Raw genomic sequence first — 15,372 nt, 5'->3', positions numbered from 1 at the left:
CACTGGGGAGCCGGGTCTTCGGACACGAGGCGAGCGGTCTGCTGGCGGTGGGGAGTGACACGTTGATGGGCACGGCGGAGCGGCGCGAGGCGTCCGCGGGCGGCGGGACGGGGAACCTGACGGCTCAGCAGCACCCCGGGGCACCGGGTCCCGACATTCCGGCAGCCCGGCGCCAGGCGGCGGGTGGTCAGCGCAGTGGTGGGCGGGAGCAGCCGTACTACCGTCCGTTGTGGATAGAGGAGCCGGCGCGGCGGCGCCGGTTGCCGGATCCGGTGCGCAGGGCGGCCGTGCGGGCGGTGCTCATCGTCGCGCTGACACTGATCCAGGCGATGGTGGCCTTCCTGTGCACGATGGCCGCGTCCTGGCTGGCCTTCCCGATGGTGATCAGCAGCGTGGCCAGCACGGTGGTGGCCACGTGGGGTGTGCTCGACGTCTGGGTGACACGCCAGGTCTGGAACCAGCGCAACGGCGTGGTGTCGATGCCGAGCAGCACCGCGCGCGCCCTCAGGCGCGAGCGACGCCGGGCCCGCCGTCAGGCCCGGGCCGCTGAGCGGACCCGGGAGCGGATACGTCGGCGGGGCGGGGCCGGGCAGTTGTCGCATCCCTGAAGTGGGCGGGAGCGGCACGCCCTCCGTGACGCGGACGCTGTCGCCCTCCTCGCGGCGGGCAGGCGGCGGTGCGTGCGCGCCGACGCGGATCTGATCACGGAGGCGTGACGGTCACGCAGGCCGTTTGAACATCCGTGTCGCCGTGATCTCGCTGTGCACCGCCTCCCCGGCCGCGGCCTGCTGAGGGAGTCCCGGCCGGAGGTGCTCCTCCACGCTGATGTACTTCAGCCCGGCCCTCAGGTCGGCGTCGTTGCGCAGCCGGATGACGAGCGGGAACTCCGCCAGCGCGGTCGTGTCGAACAGCCCGGTGGTGTAGAGGAGCTGGACGCCCAGGGCGTCCGACACCGCACGCTGGAGCTCCAGCAGATAGGTGGCGTTGGCCCGGCCGATCGGGTTGTCGAGGAACAGCGTGCCGGCGTGCCGGTGCTTGTCGCGGCCCCGGTCGTTCGACCGCAGCGCGGCCATCGTGCAGTACAGGGCGATGGCGGCGGTGAGCAGCTGGCCGCCGGAGAACACGTCGCCCATCTGCCCGACGGGGACGCGCTCGGCGCGCAGCACGGCGTCCGGCTTGAGAATTTCGACGGCCACGCCCTTGGGCTGGATCGCGGCGGCCACGCCGCGCAGCAGCAGGGACATGCCGTCGCGCCGCAGGTCGGAGTTCTTCTTCACGGCCGCGCGGGTCGCCTCGTCGATGACCTCGCCGAGCCGCTCGGTGAGCGTGGCCTGGTCGGGTTCCTCGAAACGGATACGCAGGAACTCCTGACCGGACCACTCGCCGAGTCCTTCGGGCAGCCGCGACAGCCGCTGGGCGGACCTGAGCGTGGCGAGGGCCGACTCCACGAGCCCGCGCAGCCGGTCCACGATCGAGTCGCGGTTGCGTTCCAGCTGCTCCAGTTCGTCGGTCAGGACGCGGAGCCGGGGCGCGAAGGCGTCGGCCCACTTCTGGGCGTGCTCGGGCAGCGCGGAGGCGGGCAGCTCGCGGATCTGCTGCCGCGCGGGGGTGCGTACCTGCTCGTACCGCGTGGAGTTGGCGTGCCGGACGAGGATGTCGCTGGCCTCGCGTACGGCGGCTTCGGCGGCGGACAGGTCGGCGGCGCAGCCGCGCAGCGACCGGCGGGCCTCGGCGGCGGACTGCCGGGCCTCCTCCAGGCTGCCGGGATACGGCTCCGGCGCCTCCTGCTCCTCCTCAACGGCGTGCTCGCGCAGCAGGTCACGCAGCATGGCGGCGATCTCGTCGAAGCCACCGGCCGCATCCTCGGCGGCGCGATGGGCTTCGAGCAGCTCGGCGTGCGCCTCCCGGGCCTGCGTCAAGGCCTCGGTGCGCGAGGCCAGTTCGGCTGTGGCCGTGCGCAGCAGGGTCTGCGCGTGCTCGGCGTCGCTCGGTACCAGCTCCTCGGGCAGCTCGGTGTGGGCCTCGCCGTCCTCGGGTGCGAGCCGTTCGGCCTCGCCGCGCAGTCGCCCGAGCTGCTCGCTCGCGCTGGACATGCGCGTCTCCAGGAGCTGCACCAGCTCTTCCGCGCGCGCGGCGGCGGCCTGCCGGGAGGGCCCGTCGGAACCGTCGGGCGACTGAAGAAGCTGCTCCGCGCGGGTGCGGACCTTGTTGCTGAGCCGGTCCAGCTCGGCGCGGGCCGCGCTCTCGTCGCTCTCCGCACGGGCCTGCTCGGCGCGCAGGTCGGCGCCGACGCCGACCTTCTCGTACACCTGGGAGGCGGCCCGGTAGGCCTCCCTCAGGGCGGGGAGGGACGCCTTCGGGGCGTCCGTGTCGTCCTCGGGTACCTCGTCGGGGGCGCCCGCGATCTCGGAGCGCTCGGCGCGCAGTGCACGGGCGGTACGGCGGGCGTCGTCGGCGGCGCGCTGGGCGGCACGCCGGTCCTCGTCGGCGGCGCGGGCGCGCTCCAGGCAGACCTGGGCGCGGGCCTCCGACTCGGCGGCCTCGTCGGCGAGTTCGCGCAGCTTGACCTGCCAGCCGGCCCGTTCGCGCAGCCGGAAGGCAAGCCCGGCGAGGGCGTCGGCGGAGCGCCGGGCCTTCTGCGCGGCCTCCTGCCGCTCGTCCCGCACCCGCACGGCTTCGGCGGCGGTCTCGTCGGCCTCGGCCCGCACCGTCCGCGCCTCGGCCAGCTCGGCCTCGGCCTCCTCGGCGAACGCGCGCGCGTCCTGCGCTGCCTGCGCCAGCTCGGCGAGCCGCCCGGCGGGGCAGCCGGTGCGCCAGGAGGCGAGCCGCGCCGCCAGTTCCCGGTCCTTGCCGAGCCGGGCGGCGAGCGTGCGGATCTCCTCGTCCCGCTCGGTCGCCCGCGCGCGCAGCGCCTGCCGCTCCTCGTCGGCGGCGTGCTCGTCGTGCATGGCGGGGTTCGGCGGTACGAGGAAAACGTCACCGTCGCCCGATTCCGGTGCCGGGGTCGGCGCGAGCAGGGCGGCTGCCGTACCGACCGCCACGGCGGACCGGGGCAGCAGCGCGGCGTCGCTCAGCGCCTCGCGGGCCCGCGCGTGCGAGTCCGGGTCGGTGATGATCACGCCGTCGACCAGCTCCGGCCGGGCGGCCAGCACGCGTGCGTGGTCGGCGGGGTCGACGGCCTGAGCGAGATAGCGCCAGCCGGGCAGTGCGGGGATGCCGTGCTCGCCGAGGTACTCCACGGTGGCCAGCACGTCCGGGCCGGGCGGCAGCAGGCCACCGTCGCCGAGCGCCCCGAGGATCCGGGCGTCGTCCGCGGCGGCGGTCCGCAGCTCGAACAGCTGCCGCTCGGCGGAGGAGACGGCGTCGTCGAGGAGTTCGTGGAGTTCGTCGGCGAAGCGGTCGAGTTCCTCGGCGGTGAGGTGGCCGCCGGAGGCCTCCGGAGAGCCGACGGCGTCCTCGTCACGACGCTGCTGGGGGACCCCGGCCCGTGACCCGTGCCCGGCGATCCCCAGCAGCTCCGCCAGCCGCTCCTCACCGGCCAGTGCCTGAGCCGTACGCCGCTCCCCGTCGTAGGCGCGCTCGGCGGCGGTCGCCGCGTCCGCCGCACGCGCCGCCGTCAGTTCGGCGCGGGTCTCGGCGGCGGCCGCCTCTCGCGCGTGTTCCGTGGCCCGGCGTGCGGTCTCGCGGGCGGTGTCCCAGGCGGCGACCGCCGTCTTCTCGGCGTCGCTGGCGGCGAGGGCGGCGCGGGCCGGGTCGGCGTCTGGGGTGCTGTCGTCGAGCCACCCGGCGCGCACCGCCTCCGCGGTCTCCTGCTCGACCTCGGTCAGGCGCTGCCGCAGGTGCCCGGCCTCACTGCGGGCCCGCTGCGCCTCGGTGGCGGCGGCGGTGGAGTCCCGGTACGCGGAGTCGCTGACCTCCTGCAGCGCGGCGGACCGCTCCTCCTCCTCGTTGGCGTGGTGCTCGGCGTTCTCCGCGGCCGCGTGCAGGGCGCGTACGAGGTCGACGGCGGCCTTGGCGCGGGCGGCCAGGGCGGGTGCCGCGTCCCGTTCGGCCTCTTGGATCGCGGCGGACACGCGGGCGACCCGGTCGGCGGCGGCACGGTGGCGCAGCACGGCCTCGGCGGCCTGCCAGGCGGAGTGCAGCGTGCGCGCGTCGGCGAGCTCGCGTTTCTGCGCGGCGGCTGCCTTCTCGGCGCCGGCGAGCGCCAACGAGGCATGCCGGTAGGCGAGTTCGGCGGCGATCAGCGCGCTGCGTTCCCGGGCGGCTTCGGCGTGCGTGACGGCGTACGCGGCGGCGGTGACGCGCTGGGCGAGGTCTGCGGCGCGCGTGCGCTCCTGCGCGCCCCGCGCGGACAGTCTGCGCGCGAGCGTGCGGGTCCGGCGTTCGGCTCCGGTGTGGATGTCCCGCGCACGTGTGCGGGCCTGAGCGGCCTCGACGATCCGGCCGAGCAGGTCGACGGACCCGGCGGTGAAGTCCCGTTCGGCGATCAGCTCGGCACGGCGGCCGAGCTTGTTGCCGAAGCCGCTGACCAGGTCGGCGAGTCCGTCCGTGTCGCGGGTGTCGGTGACGGCCCGCAGCAGCAGGTCGGTGAAGTCGGAGTCCTTCTTCACCGCGAACAGGCCTGCGGCCTCGCCCTCGTCGGCGTTCATCTCCCGCTGGTAGCGGAAGAGTTCGGGGTCGAGGCCGAGGTCGCCCAGGTGCTCGGTCCAGCGCTCGTGGATCTCCTCCCAGTGCACCTCCAGGTGCGGGTAGGCCTTCCCGGCCTCCGTCAGGGCGTCACGGAAGCCCTTCATGGTCCGCCTCCGGCCCTGCGCGCCCGACTGGCCCTCGGCGGGCGCGCGTACGGCGGTGGACTCGGCGACGGGCAGGTTGTCCAGGGTCAGCCCGGGACCGGGCCGGAAGGAGTACCAGGCCTCGGCGAACTTGCGTGGGTCGTTGGACACCTGCCGGCCGCGCCACTCGCTGACCTTGCCGACCACCACGCACTCGCCGGTCTGCACGTGCTGCCACTCCAGCGCCACGTGTCCGCAGTCGTCGGCGAGCAGGAACTTGCGCAGCACACCGGAGCTCGCGCCGCCGAGGGTGTTGCGGTGTCCCGGCAGCATCACGGAGAAGATCAGCTTGAGCAGGACGGACTTGCCGCCGCCGTTCTCCAGGAAGAGCACACCGGCGGGCGCGGGCCGGCGCGGCGGGCCGACCGGCTCCTCCTCGAAGAACTCCGCCTGTGTGGGCGCGGGGTCGGGCACCGGCTCGCCCACACCCCGCAGGTCCAGCACGGTGTCGGCGTAGCGCGCACCGGCAGGCCCGATGGAGTAGAGGCGGACCCGGGACAGCTCGTACATGGCGGACTCTCGTAAGGCTTGGTCAGTTGAGGGGGGTCAGGAAGAGTGGAACGGCAGCCCGGCGTCGGCCACCAGGTCCAGGTCGTCGCCGTCCTCGGCGGGCAGCAGTGTCGCTGTGCCGTCGGTGACCGGGACGACGCCCAGTTCGAGGAGCTCGGCCATGGCGGCGCTGCCCGCCATGTCGCGCACCTGGAGCTGGTAGCGGGCCGTCGTGCGGTACGTGCCGCCGTTGTCGTCGCCGGTGCGCTGCAGGAATCCGGAGTCGGTGAGGAACGTCACCGCCTTGGCCACGATGCCCGTGGTCGAGGCGGCCGGCCGGCGCGCGTCCTTGGTCGCCCCCGTCGCGCTGCGTCTGGCCCAGATCCGCCACGCGGCCTCCAGGCCGGGCGCGTCGGTGGCCGGGTCGGTGTTCTCGCCCTGCTCCGCGGCGCGCTCCTCCAGCCGACGGCAGGCCTGGCGTACGAAGGCGTCGACGCCGTTGACCGTGACGCGTCCGATGTATGCGTCGTCGGCGAGGTCCTCGGGGCGCGGGAACGCCAGGGCGGCGACCGCGAGATGGGCGAGCCCGTGCAGGAACCGGTCCCCGGAGTCGGCGGACGTACGACGCGCGTAGTCACCCATGCGGACGGCGAACACCGAGTCCTCGGCGGCGGTCACGGCCATCCCGGCGCGCGGGGACACCTCCAGCACGACCAGGCCCAGTCCGGCGGCCACGGCGTCGGCGAGCCGCGCGAACGGCGGGTCCTCGCGGTACCGGCGCAGCAGGTCCGCGTACTCCTGGTCGCGGGCGGGCAGCAGCTTGGGCTGCAGACCGAAGGCGACGAGCCGCGCCGCGTCGGCCGCGTCGGCGGGCGTGACGGCGGCGCTCGTCGGCGCGGCACCGGCCTCCGGCTCACTCCAGTCGGCGTGCTCGGTCACGGTCGGGGCTCCTTGCTGCGTTGGTGCTCGTAGCTGCGCCGGCGCGCATGGCTGCGTTGCTGCTCGTGCATGCTCATGCCGCCTCGGTCCGGTCGGTGGCCATCCCGACCGCGTCCAGCAGTGCCGTCCCCACGATGAGGTCGGCACCACCGAACTCGGGATCGTCCAGCTCCGTCCCGTCGTCGACGGCGAAGAGCAGCTTCTCCTCCCCCTGCCGGTAGGCCGTGCCGACCGGCGGACTGGCCGCGTGGACCGCCAACAGGGCGACGAGGTACGGCAGTTCGGGGTCCCGCCTGCGCGCGTCGGCGAGCAGGCCCGACAGCCGGCGCGGCGCGTCGTGCGGCAGGTCGAGCAGCTCCATCGCGGCCGCCAGCTGCTCCTCGCTGAAGCGGCTGTCGTCCGGCGTCGCGATGAGGTCCGGCTCCGGCATCTCCGCGCCGAGGTGCTCCCGCTCCACGGGCGGGGTCAGCAGTATGTCGACGAGGTCGCCGATCCGGACGGACACCGGGGTGCGCAGCCCGGTGCCCTGCGCGAAGAAGGCGTCGGTGACGCGGATCGCCTGCTCCAGGGGCAGCGGCAGGACCGGCGCGAGAAGGTGGCCGTACAGGTCTGTCCCCGATGTCGTCATGGGCGTGGCGAAAGCCTGCCGGTCCTGCTCGGCGCGGAAGAGCGGTCCTGCCTCCAGCAGCCGGGACTGCAACTGGGTGTGCCGGCGGATGCAGTCCTTGACGATGTCGACCAGCTCCGCCGCGCGGCGCTTGTGCTCGGGGTCCTCGGTCTCGTCGCGGGCCTTGCGGATGTTGGTGAGGATCGCGTTCTCGTGGCGGTAGCGGTCGGCGACGTGGTCGAGTGCCTCGGCGATCATGTCGGGCACGGCGGTCAGCCAGTCCACCGCCCGGACGTTCCTCCGGGTCGCGTCCAGCGCCTTGCGCAGCGTCTCGGAGTACTGCACCGTCCGGTACCGGGCCTGTTCGGCCGCCAGCTGTGCGTCGGCGAGCCGGCCGCGGCTGATCAGCACCTCCAGCTTGACCTCCGCGGCGATCTGCGCGCTGGTGACATCGGTGTCGAGGGCGCCGACGAGGACGTTGACCGCCTCGTCCGTGGTACGGAGGTAGACGGTGCCGCCGGGGCCGGGGACCTCCTCGATCAGCTTGAAGTCGTAGTCGCGGCGCACATACGTGCCGTCCGGTTCGAACGTGCCGTACACCGCGCGGAAGCCGCGGTCGGCGCTGCCGACGTTGATCAGGTTCTCCAGGACCCAGCGGGCCACGCGCTCGTGTTCGGCGACGGGTCGCTGCGGGGCCTGGGCGGCGACGCGCGGGATGAGCCGGGCCACGATCTGGTCGTGGTCGGCGCCGGTGTCGAAGTCCATGTTCAGCGTGACGAGGTCGATGGCGGCAAGGGCCACCTCCGCCATGCCGTACACCGAGTACTCGCCCGCAAGGTTGGCCTTGCGCGCGTCGAGGTCGTGCAGCGGCGCGGTGCAGGCGAGCGCGCGCAGCCGCCGCGCCAGTCCCTCGTCGGCGGCCGGGCCCATGGCAGGCCGAGGCCCCGCGCTGAACTGGGGCGGAACACTGTCCGTCGATGCACGCGAAGTCACGGTGCACAGACTAGGTCCTCGGTCTGACAACGACCCAAACGACGCAGAGGCGCCCCGGCGTCACCGCTGCCGGCCGGGACCGCGGCTCACTGGCCGTCGTCCCCGACCCGCCGCCGGTAGACCTCCACGACCCGCTCCAGCGAGTCGGCGAGATAGACCGCGAGCAGCTGCTCGGCCGTGTCCCGGTCCCCGGCCTGCAGGGCCCCCAGGATCTCGATGTTGCGGGCCATGTACGGCTCGTGCAGGCTGCGCGGCTCGTCCACGACGTGGAAGGCGAGGCGCAGTTCGGCGAAGACGCTGCGCATCAGCTCGTCCGTGCGCTCGCTGCCGGCCAGCGCCACCAGCTCCCGGTGGAAGTGGATGTTGGCCGTACCCACCGCTTTCCAGTCACCTTCCCGGGCCGCCCGCCTGGCGTCCGCGACGGCCTCGGCGAGCGCCTGCAGATCGTACGGCGGCTCGCCGAGACCCCGTACCACGGCGCACTCGACGAGGCCGCGGGTGCGGTAGATGTCCTCGACGTCCTCGACGGTCAGGACCCGGACGAAGACGCCCCGGTTCAGCTCGTGGACGAGCAGGCGTTCGTGGGTGAGCAGCCGGAACGCCTCGCGCAGCGTGTTCCGGGAGACGCCCAGCGCGCCGCCGATGCTGTCCTCCGACAGCCGTGTCCCGGGTGGGAAGAAGCCCTCGGCGATGCGGCTTCTGAGGATGTCCGAGACCCGTTCGGCGGTGCTGGTGCGCCCGAGGAGGGCGCGATCGTCGGCGAGTGACGTCAGCTGCTCTGCCATAGCCCGAATTCAATCGCAGATAACAAGAACGATACAACAGGGGTATTGGCGGATCGTTGAACGATCCTCTACGGTGCTGGGCACGGCATCATCTCCTCACCGCGACGCGGAACGTCTCCGCACGGCGCGGTCACGTTCTCAAGCACCCTTCGTCCTCCCTCTGCGAGGTGCCCATGAGCACGCCTCCTCCGTCCCAGGCCCTGACCAAGGACACACACGCCCCTACAGGTGAACGCGCCGACGACGACGGCGCGTTCGGCTGGCTGCGGGCCCTCGGCCCGCGCGGCCGCCGTGCCTTCGCCGGCGCGTTCGGCGGCTACGCCCTCGACTCCTACGACTACTTCACGCTGCCGCTCAGCATGGTGGCGCTGGCCGCGTACTTCGGCCTGGACAGCGGTCAGACCGGCCTGCTCACCACCGTCACCCTGGTGGTCTCGGCGATCGGCGGCGCCCTCGCGGGTGTGCTGGCGGACCGGGTCGGCCGGGTGAAGGCGCTGCTGCTCACAGTGATCACGTACGCGGTGTTCACGGTGGCCTGTGGTTTCGCGCCCAACTACGAGACGCTGCTGGTGTTCCGCGCCCTTCAGGGGCTGGGTTTCGGCGGTGAGTGGGCAGTGGGCGCGATCCTCGTCGCCGAGTACGCGAGTGCTCGGCACCGGGGCCGTACGCTCGGCGCGATCCAGAGTTCGTGGGCCGTGGGCTGGGGGCTCGCCGCGATCGTGTACACGGTGGTCTTCTCCCTGGCCGGCGACGATCTGGCCTGGCGCATCATGTTCTGGACCGGGGCGCTGCCGGCGTTGCTCGTGATCTGGGTGCGGCGCAGTGTGCACGACGCGCCCGAGGCCGTCGTGGCACGCGAGCAGAGCGCCGGCAAAGGCTCGTTCACGGCGATCTTCAAGCCCGGCCTGCTGCGCACCACGGTCTTCGCCGTGCTGCTCTCCACCGGCGTCCAGGGCGGCTACTACACGCTGGCCACCTGGGTGCCGACGTACCTGAAGACGGAACGCGACCTGTCGGTCGTCGGCACCGGCGGCTATCTGACGTTCCTGATCTCGGGAGCGTTCATCGGCTACCTGACGGGCGGCTACCTCACCGACCGGCTGGGCCGCCGGCGGAACATCTGGCTCTTCGCGCTGCTGTCGGCGATCTGCATCCTGGCGTACGCGAACATCCCCAGTGGCGCCAACACCCTGCTCCTGGTGCTGGGTTTCCCGCTCGGGTTCTGCATGTCGGCGATATTCAGCGGCTTCGGGTCGTACCTCAGCGAGCTGTACCCGACGGCGGTGCGCGGTACCGGTCAGGGCTTCACGTACAACACGGGGCGCGCGGTGGGCGCGGTCTTCCCCACGACGGTCGGCTTCCTGGCGGACAGCTGGGGCGTGGGCGGCGCGCTGGTCTTCGGGGCGATCGGCTACGGCCTCGCGGCGCTGGCGCTGCTGGGGCTGCCGGAGACGCGCGGGAAGGAGCTGGTGTGAACCGCACGCGCACCGACGACCGCCCCCTGACCCTCGTCGACGGGCACGCGCACGCGTGGAGCCCGAAAACGGCTCGCGCCCGCTTCCGGGAGGGCCTGACGGGCCCCACCGCGGGGGTCGCCGCGGGCCATACCCAGGTCAACCTGATCTCGGTGCCCGCCGACTGGGCGTACGACATGCTGCTGTTCTGCACCCGCAACCCGAAGCCCTGTCCCGTGCTCGACGTCACGGACGCCGGTTCCGTCACGACCGTCCTCGCGGACGGCGCCGACCTGCGCACCGACCTGCCGCGCTACCGGGTGTGGCAGGACGGCGAGTTGGTGGACGAGCCGACGGACGTGCGGGCGCACTGGAGGGACGACCTGGTGTCGTTCCTGATCGGCTGCAGCTTCACCTTCGAGTGGGCGCTGACGGCGGCGGGCGTCCCGATCCGTCACGTGGAGCAGGGCCGCAACGTGCCGATGTACGTCACCGGCCGCCAGTGCCGCCCGGCGGGGCGGCTGCGCGGTCCGCTGGTGGTGTCCATGCGCCCGGTGCCGCCGGAGCACCTCTCGGCGGCGATCAGGGAGAGCAGCCTGCTGCCGGCGGTGCACGGCAGCCCCGTACACTGCGGGGACCCCTCGGTGCTCGGTATCGACGACCTCGGCCGCCCCGACTTCGGGGACCCGGTGCACACCGAGCCGGACGACATCCCGGTGTTCTGGGCCTGTGGAGTGACCCCACAGGCCGCGGTGACGGCCTCGCGCCCGCCCTTCGCGATCACACACGCACCGGGTCAGATGTTTCTCACCGACGCCCGCGACGAGCAGTACCGCGTGGCCTGAGTCAGACACGGGAGAGTCATGACCTCCATCGATCTGAACGCCGACCTCGGCGAGGGGTTCGGCCGCTGGCGGCTCACCGACGACGAACGTCTGCTGTCGGTCGTCACCAGCGCCAATGTGGCCTGCGGCTTCCACGCCGGGGACGCGGCCACCATGAGACGGGTGTGCGAGCTGGCGGCCGAGCGGGGCGTGACGATCGGCGCCCAGGTCTCCTACCGGGATCTGGCCGGGTTCGGGCGGCGCGCGATGGACGTGCCGTCGGCCGAGCTGGCGGCCGAAGTGGCCTACCAGATCGGCGCCCTGGAGGTCTTCGCGCGCGCGGCGGGTGCCCGGGTGGCGTACGTCAAGCCGCACGGCGCGCTCTACAACCGGGTCGTGCACGACGAGGAGCAGGCCACCGCGGTCGTCGACGGCGTACTGCTCGCGGACGCCACGCTGCCCGTGCTCGGCCTGCCCGGCTCGCGCCTGCTGGAACTGGCCGGCAAGGCCGGACTCCCTGCCGTCACGGAGGCTTTCGCGGACCGCGCCTACACCGACGAGGGCACGCTCGTGCCGCGCCGCCAGGAGGGCGCCGTGGTCACCGACCCTGAGGTCGTCGTGGAACGCTCGGTGGACCTGGCCCGCTCCGGCACGGTCACCGCCCGCTCCGGGGCGCGCATCGAGATGCGCGCTCGCTCGCTGTGCCTGCACGGCGACACCCCCGGCGCGGTGGACCTGGCCCGCCGGGTGCGGGAGCGGCTGGAGGCGTCCGGTGTCCGGGTGGAGGCCTTCGCATGAGGGTCCTGCCCGTCGGCGAGCGCGCCCTGCTCGTCGAGGCGTCCTCGGGCGACGAGGTGGAGGCGCTGCACGCGGAGCTGTTGCGGCGCCGCGGGCAGGGCTCGCTGTCGGCCCGGGAGATCGTCCCGGCGGCCCGCACGATCCTCCTCGACGGTCTCGACGAACCGGACCGCCTCGCGTCCGAACTCGCCGCCGCCGAGGTACCGCCCGCTCCCCCGCGCGCGGGGGCGGTGGTGGAGATCCCCGTGCGCTACGACGGCCCTGATCTGGCCGACGTGGCCGCGCACTGGGGAGTGTCCCCGGAGGAGGTCGCCCGCATCCACGCGGGCACGGAATTCCGTGTCGCCTTCTGCGGGTTCGCGCCCGGCTTCGGCTACCTGACCGGTCTGCCGCCGCGCTACGACGTGCCCCGCCGGGCCACACCGCGTACGGCCGTCCCGGCCGGCTCCGTCGGGCTGGCGGGCCCCTACACGGGCGTGTACCCGCGCTCGTCGCCCGGCGGCTGGCAGCTCATCGGCACCACGGACACCGTGCTGTGGGACCACGCGCGCGTACCGGCCGCTCTGCTGTCACCGGGCACGCGCGTGCGCTTCACTCCGATCGGGTCGGCAGGGACGGCATGACGGACCACGCACTCGCCGTCGTACGGGCCGGAGCTCTGACCACCGTGCAGGACCGGGGCCGCCCCGGGCACGCCCACCTCGGTGTGCCCCACTCCGGGGCGCTCGACGCGCCGGCGGCGGCGCTCGTCAACCGGCTGGTCGGCAATTCCCCCGAGGCGGCCGTCCTGGAGACGACGCTCAACGGCTGCGCCCTGCGGCCCCGTTCGGCGGTCACCGTGGCGGTCGGGGGCGCCCCCTGCCCGGTGACGGTGGACGGACGGACGGTCCCCTGGGGCGCGCCCGTCCACGTGCCCGCCGGGGCCGTCCTGGACGTCGGATCGGCCGTCGCCGGGGTACGCAGTTACGTCGCCGTCTCCGGTGGCATCGCTGTCGAGCCGGTGCTCGGCAGTCGCTCCACCGACCTGCTGTCCGGCCTCGGCCCGGCACCCCTCACGGACGGCACGGTGCTGCCGCTGGGCAGCCCGACCCCCCTCCACGCACGCGTGGACGTCGCCCCGCAGCCGGCGCCCCCGTCCGAACTCGTCCTGCGTGTGACGCTGGGCCCGCGCGACGACTGGTTCCCGCCGGAGGACGTACGGGCGCTCACCTCCCGCCCGTACCGGGTGTCCCCCGCCAGCAACCGCATCGGGCTGCGCACGGAGGGGCCTGCCCTGCGGCGGGCCGTCACGGGAGAGCTCCCCAGCGAGGGCATGGTGCTGGGGGCGGTGCAGGTACCGCCCGACGGCCGGCCGGTGGTCTTCCTCGCCGACCACCCGACCACGGGGGGCTACCCCGTGATCGCGGTCGTCCGCCCCACCGACCTCCCGGCCGCGGCACAGGCCGTGCCGGGCACGCCGGTGCGTTTCGTGGCCGTGCGACGCCGTTGAAGCCCGCGCAGGGCCTGTTGCGAACTGGCGTGCCCTAGGTCGTGTCCGCAAAGTCCCTCCGTCCGCCCGGAGGGCGGGCCCTGCGGCGTCTGGTGCGTGCTCTGGGGGTCCCCCCTGCTCGAAGAGCTTGGGGGAGCGTGCCAGGCGTCGCTGGGCTTGGCGGTCCTGCAGCTGTCTGACTGAAGGGGGCATGCCAGATCTCCGTAGTGATCGGAGACCCAGGTGTCAACAACGTCCGGCAGTTTTATATCGCTCGCGGTGCCGCCGATGATGGAATTGCGCAACGCGCGAGGGTGTCGCTGCGTGCCCGTCAGGCGTCGAAACGGCCGCGTGCACTCTCGATGTGACCGAGGTGCTGGTGGGTCCAGCCGCATATGGCGTCGACCGCGGTGCGCAGGGCCCGGCCCGGCTCGGTGAGGGTGTACTCGACTCGCGGCGGCACGGTGGGGTGCACCTTCCGGTCGACCAGGCCATTGCGCTCCAGCATGCGCAGGTTCTGGGTGAGCATCTTGTGGCTGACGCCCTCGACCTCGTTCCGCAGCTCGCTGAAGCGCAGGGTGCGCTCGCCGAGCGCCTCGATGATCAGGAGCGCCCACTTGTTGGCGACGTCCGAGAAGATCTCCCGCGCCAGGGAGTCTGCGCGCCGCAGGTCAGCGTCCTCGGGCAGGCCCTTGAGTAGTTGCTTGGTTTCCATCAGGTTCCTCAGTCACCGAAAAGTGCGTTCTTCCAGGCCAGCCATCACTCTCCTACAGTTTCCGAGTAACTACAAGAGAGCGAACCGGAAGGGCGAGCACCGTGGCCACCATTGATGTCTTCAACTACAACGTGCCGGCCGAGAGCGACTTCGGCTACTCACAGGCGATCAAGTCCGGCGAGCTGATCCACGTCTCTGGACAGCTCTCGTTCGATGAGACAGGCGAGTTCCTCTACGCGGGCGACTTCGCCGCCCAGCTCAAGCAGACCTACGCCAACATGGACAAGGTCCTGGACCACTACGGCGCCACCCGGAACCAGGTCGTCTCGCAGACCCTGTACGTGGTGAACCTGCGGCAGAATGCCGCGGCGACGGCGGAGGGCAACCTGGGGTACTTCGGCGACCACCGCCCAGCCAGCACGGTCTTGGGCATCACTGAACTGACCTTGCCCGGCCAGGTCATAGAAATCAGCTTCGTCATCGACACGAAACTGCCCGCTTAAGGTCTCCTCCTCGCACGTTCCACAGCCCTCTGGGGGCTCCGTTCGTGGAACAGTCACAGTGACCGTTCCACGAACGCTCCCATAACCCTCGTTTTTCCGGCCGGCGCGGGTTGATCTACCCCTTCGAGATCAGAAAAAGATTGAGGGCCAAGGGCCGTCGAGGCGGGATGTGCAGAGATCAGCCGGCCTTGGCGGGCTCTTCGGCTCGACGAGCCCGGGTCCTGGCAAGCCCACCACTGCCTTCAAAACTCGGCTCGGGCACAGATCTTGGGGAGCGGTCGCAAGTGACGCTCCGTCGAAGCGGTGACCGTCACCTTCGGCACCGTCGATGTCACGGCCAGAGGCCAGGCGTCCAGTGCGGCTTGTCCGGACTGCGGTAGCCCCTCGAACCGAGTGCATGACTCCTACCAGCGCAGGCTGAAGGATCTACCGCTCGCTGAACAGAGTGTCGTGATACACCGGACGGTCCGGCGCTTCATCTGCGGCACGGACGACTGCCCGCGCCGCACATTCGCCGAGCCGTTCGCGCAGTTGACTGCCCCGTACGCGCGCTTCACTACGCGGCTCGGCCGCGTCCTGGAGCGTGTCGGGCTCGCCACTCGCCGGACGAGCAGGCGCTCGGCTGACCGCCCAACTGGGCTTCCGAGTGGGACGTATGACCTTGCTGCGCAGGGTCGTGGCACTGCCCGACCCGCAGTCCAGCACGCCGCGCGTGCTGGGTGTGGACGACTTCGCCATTCGGTCCCAGGTGCCGTCTGCCGACCAGCGGCGGAAACGTTCGTAGACCGTCTTCCACGGGCCGTAACGCTCAGGCAGGTCCCGCCAGGCCGCCCCCGTGGACAGCTTCCACAGGATGCCGTTGACCACCTGCCGACGATCCCGCACCGGACGCCCCATCCGCGGAGGAGCCAGCAACGGCTCGATCACCGCCCACGACGCATCAGTCAGTTCATGACGACGCACCA

General features: G+C 72.6%; 12 protein-coding genes and 2 pseudogenes. 8 read left to right on the top strand and 6 right to left on the bottom strand.

Annotated elements, in window-relative coordinates; genetic code table 11:
* The first annotated feature begins 65 nt into the window (after positions 1-65).
* A complete protein-coding gene (locus NW895_RS14945; protein ID WP_289935985.1) occupies positions 66-608 on the top strand; it encodes a hypothetical protein in 543 nt (180 codons plus the stop codon).
* A gap of 111 nt (positions 609-719) precedes the next feature.
* Here the strand turns inward: NW895_RS14945 and NW895_RS14940 are convergent, their stop codons facing one another.
* From NW895_RS14940 to NW895_RS14925, 4 genes are all read right to left on the bottom strand, one after another.
* Entirely contained in the window at positions 720-5,342 is a 4,623-nt protein-coding gene (locus tag NW895_RS14940; protein WP_289935984.1) for a hypothetical protein, read from the bottom strand.
* Between the two features lie 36 nt (positions 5,343-5,378).
* Positions 5,379-6,260, bottom strand: a complete 882-nt coding sequence (locus NW895_RS14935; RefSeq protein WP_289935983.1) for a hypothetical protein — start codon at positions 6,258-6,260, stop codon at positions 5,379-5,381.
* Between the two features lie 73 nt (positions 6,261-6,333).
* A complete protein-coding gene (locus NW895_RS14930; RefSeq protein ID WP_289935982.1) occupies positions 6,334-7,860 on the bottom strand; it encodes a hypothetical protein in 1,527 nt (508 codons plus the stop codon).
* Between the two features lie 86 nt (positions 7,861-7,946).
* Complete coding sequence (locus NW895_RS14925; RefSeq protein ID WP_289935981.1) at positions 7,947-8,645, bottom strand: GntR family transcriptional regulator; 699 nt, start codon at positions 8,643-8,645, stop codon at positions 7,947-7,949.
* Positions 8,646-8,818: 173 nt separating this feature from the next.
* Between NW895_RS14925 and NW895_RS14920 the strand changes: the two genes are divergently transcribed.
* The 5 genes from NW895_RS14920 to NW895_RS14900 are packed head-to-tail and all read left to right on the top strand — an operon-like array spanning position 8,819 to position 13,210.
* Positions 8,819-10,120: an MFS transporter gene (locus tag NW895_RS14920; RefSeq protein ID WP_289935980.1), complete on the top strand. Its 1,302-nt coding sequence runs from the start codon at positions 8,819-8,821 to the stop codon at positions 10,118-10,120.
* Positions 10,117-10,944 (top strand): putative hydro-lyase, encoded by an 828-nt coding sequence (locus NW895_RS14915; RefSeq protein WP_289935979.1) that lies wholly within the window; start codon positions 10,117-10,119, stop codon positions 10,942-10,944. Before NW895_RS14920 ends, NW895_RS14915 begins: the two co-directional genes overlap by 4 nt.
* An 18-nt stretch (positions 10,945-10,962) precedes the next feature.
* On the top strand, positions 10,963-11,721 hold the full coding sequence (locus tag NW895_RS14910) for a 5-oxoprolinase subunit PxpA (protein WP_289935978.1): 759 nt from the start codon (positions 10,963-10,965) through the stop codon (positions 11,719-11,721).
* Positions 11,718-12,344, top strand: coding sequence for a 5-oxoprolinase subunit PxpB (gene pxpB, locus NW895_RS14905; protein WP_289935977.1), 627 nt, complete (start codon positions 11,718-11,720; stop codon positions 12,342-12,344). Before NW895_RS14910 ends, pxpB begins: the two co-directional genes overlap by 4 nt.
* On the top strand, positions 12,341-13,210 hold the full coding sequence (locus NW895_RS14900) for a biotin-dependent carboxyltransferase family protein (RefSeq protein ID WP_289935976.1): 870 nt from the start codon (positions 12,341-12,343) through the stop codon (positions 13,208-13,210). The genes pxpB and NW895_RS14900 overlap by 4 nt, the downstream gene beginning before the upstream one ends.
* Positions 13,211-13,520: 310 nt before the next feature.
* Here NW895_RS14900 and NW895_RS14895 read toward each other — a convergent pair whose 3' ends face one another.
* Positions 13,521-13,904 carry a helix-turn-helix domain-containing protein gene (locus NW895_RS14895; RefSeq protein ID WP_289935975.1) on the bottom strand — a complete coding sequence of 128 codons (384 nt, stop codon included), beginning with the start codon at positions 13,902-13,904 and terminating at the stop codon, positions 13,521-13,523.
* 101 nt (positions 13,905-14,005) lie between these two features.
* On the opposite strand from NW895_RS14895, the gene NW895_RS14890 reads away from it, so the two are divergent.
* Positions 14,006-14,407 carry a RidA family protein gene (locus NW895_RS14890; RefSeq protein WP_289935974.1) on the top strand — a complete coding sequence of 134 codons (402 nt, stop codon included), beginning with the start codon at positions 14,006-14,008 and terminating at the stop codon, positions 14,405-14,407.
* 303 nt (positions 14,408-14,710) lie between these two features.
* Positions 14,711-14,830 (top strand): annotated as a pseudogene (locus NW895_RS41190) (hypothetical protein); the annotation flags it as partial.
* A 327-nt stretch (positions 14,831-15,157) separates the two neighbouring features.
* Here the strand turns inward: NW895_RS41190 and NW895_RS14885 are convergent.
* Positions 15,158-15,370 (bottom strand): annotated as a pseudogene (locus NW895_RS14885) (transposase); the annotation flags it as partial.
* Between the last annotated feature and the right edge of the window lie 2 nt (positions 15,371-15,372).

The organism is Streptomyces sp. S.PNR 29 (genome assembly GCF_030386795.1).
Classification (GTDB): Bacteria; Actinomycetota; Actinomycetes; order Streptomycetales; family Streptomycetaceae; genus Streptomyces.
Note: the sequence above shows the minus strand (reverse complement) of the source record. Positions and strands in the feature narration are given on the sequence as shown.